This is a genomic window from Bradyrhizobium sp., from assembly GCF_049581145.1.
In the GTDB taxonomy this organism is placed as follows: Bacteria; Pseudomonadota; Alphaproteobacteria; order Rhizobiales; family Xanthobacteraceae; genus Bradyrhizobium.
In genome coordinates, this window is the sequence record NZ_JBAURI010000707.1 from 1 (window position 1) to 2,300 (window position 2,300).

A 2,300-nucleotide genomic window follows, 5' to 3' on the forward strand; every position below is an offset into this window, starting at 1 on the left:
ATCCAGCCGAACACCAGGTTGGCGCGCTCCGGTCCGAAGCGCTGCGCGGTGAGGCGGACGGTCGGCGGCACGGTCGCGATCCAGTCGAGCCCGTAGAACATCGCGAACAGCGACAGGCCGTAGAACGAGAAGTCGGTGAACGGCAGGAACACCAGCGACAGCCCGCGCAGGCCGTAATACCAGAACAGGAGGTAGCGGTTGTCGTAGCGGTCCGACAGAAAGCCCGAGCAGATGGTGCCGAAGAAATCGAAGATGCCCATCGCGGCGAGCAGGCTCGCGGCCTGAACCTGCGGGATGCCGTAATCGAGGCACATCGGAATCAAATGCACCTGGACCAGCCCGTTGGTCGAGGCGCCGCAGATGTAGAAGGTCGCAAACAGGATCCAGAACGCGCGTGTTCGGCCCGCATCGCGCAGGGTGCCGAGTGCGGCGGCGAGGATCGGCGTCTTGGCGGATGGCGGCGCCGGCAGCGGATCGGTGCCGGTATCACCGAACGGACGCAGGCCGAGATCGCTCGGGCGATCGCGCATCAAGAGCAGCACGGCGAGCGCGGAGACGCCGAGCATGACGCAGACCAGCGCCAGCGCGATACGCCAGCCGAACCGGTCGGTGAGGGCGGCGAGCAGCGGCAGGAACACCAATTGCCCGGTCGCCGTGCTGGCGGTGAGGACCCCGACCGCAAGGCCGCGCCGCGTCGCAAACCAGCGCGTGGCAACGGTTGCGCCGAGCACCAATGCGGTCATGCCGGTGCCGAGCCCGATCACGACGCCCCACAACAGCACCAGTTGCCAGACCCTCGTCATCGCGAGCGAGGCGAGCAGGGCGGAGACCACGATCAATTGCGCCGTCAGCGTCACGTTGCGCAGGCCGTAGCGGTTGAGCAGCGCGGCGGCGAACGGCGCCATCAGCCCGAACAGGATGAACCGGATCGACAGCGCCGAAGAGATCTGCGCGGTGGTCCAGCCGAATTCGTGCTGCAGCGGCACGATGAAGACGCCGGGCGCGCCGACCGTGCCGGCCGTGATCAGCGCGGTGAAGAAGGTCATGCCGACCATCACCCAGCCGTAGTGAATGTTGCGGCGGGCGAGCGCGGCTGACAGCCAGTTCGAGATCATGAAAGGTCCTTGCCGGAAGTCTGGATGACGATGACGTGGGAGGAGTAGGACGACGTGGGAGGAGTAGGACGCCGGTCTGGCGAAGTTCACCAGATCCCGCTGATCCTGCACGATCCTGACTCTGTCTGAAATGGCAAACTTCCCTCCATTCAGGACACGGCGGGGACGGCCAATCCCGCCGGGTAGCGCGATGACTGGCTCGGTGAGGTTGGGCCTAATGCACGATCCGCTCGACCGCGATCGCGGTGGCTTCGCCGCCGCCGATGCACAGCGCCGCGATACCACGTTTGAGGTTTTGCGCTTCCAGCGCGTACAGCAAGGTCACGATGAGGCGGGCTCCGGTGGCGCCAATGGGGTGGCCGAGCGCGCAGGCGCCGCCGTTGATGTTGAGCCTGTCCCTGGGAATGGCGAGGTCGCGCTGCGCCGCCATCGCCACCACCGCAAACGCCTCGTTGATCTCGAACAGGTCGACGTCGCCAACGCTCCAGCCGACCTTGTCCAGCAGTTTGCGGATCGCCGGGATCGGCGCGGTGGTGAACCATTGCGGTTGCTGGCTGTGGGTGGCGTGGCCCTTGATCTCGGCCAGCAGCGGCAAGCCGTCGCGATCCGCCAGCGAGCGCTTGGCCAGCACCAGCGCCGCGGCGCCATCGGCGTTCGCCGACGAGGCGGCCGGCGTGATGGTGCCGTTGGTTCGGAACGCGGGTTTCAATCCCGGAATCTTGGCGGGATCGACCTTCAGCGGATGCTCGTCATTGGCGATCACCCGGGGACCGGCCTTTTCCGTCAGCGTGATCGGCGCGATTTCCGCCCTGAACGCACCGCTCTCCACCGCCTTGCGGGCCCGCGTCAGCGTCTCCATGGCATAGGCATCCTGGTCCTTGCGGGTGAACTGGTAGGCCTCGGCCGTCGCCTCGCCGAAATCGCCCATCGAGCGGCCGGTCTCATAGGCGTCTTCGAGCCCGTCCATCATCATGTGATCGATGATCCGGTCATGGCCGGCGCGATAGCCCGTACGCGCCTTGGCCAGTAGATACGGCGCGTTGGTCATGCTCTCCATGCCGCCGGACACCACGATCTCGGCCGAACCCGCCGTGATGATGTCGTGACCCAGCATGGTCGCCTTCATGCCGGAGCCGCAGACCTTGTTGATGGTGGTGGCGCCGGTCGCATCAGGCAGACCCGCGC

Annotated in this window: 2 protein-coding genes; both read right to left on the reverse strand. The window is 66.5% G+C overall.

Features of this window, described 5'->3' with window-relative positions; translation table 11 throughout:
• A partial coding sequence (locus WCB02_RS23020) for an MFS transporter (protein WP_423961740.1) occupies positions 1-1,115 on the reverse strand: 1,115 nt, incomplete at its 3' end.
• A 214-nt stretch (positions 1,116-1,329) separates the two neighbouring features.
• On the reverse strand, positions 1,330-2,300 hold a 971-nt coding region (locus tag WCB02_RS23025; RefSeq protein ID WP_423961741.1), incomplete at its 5' end, for an acetyl-CoA C-acyltransferase.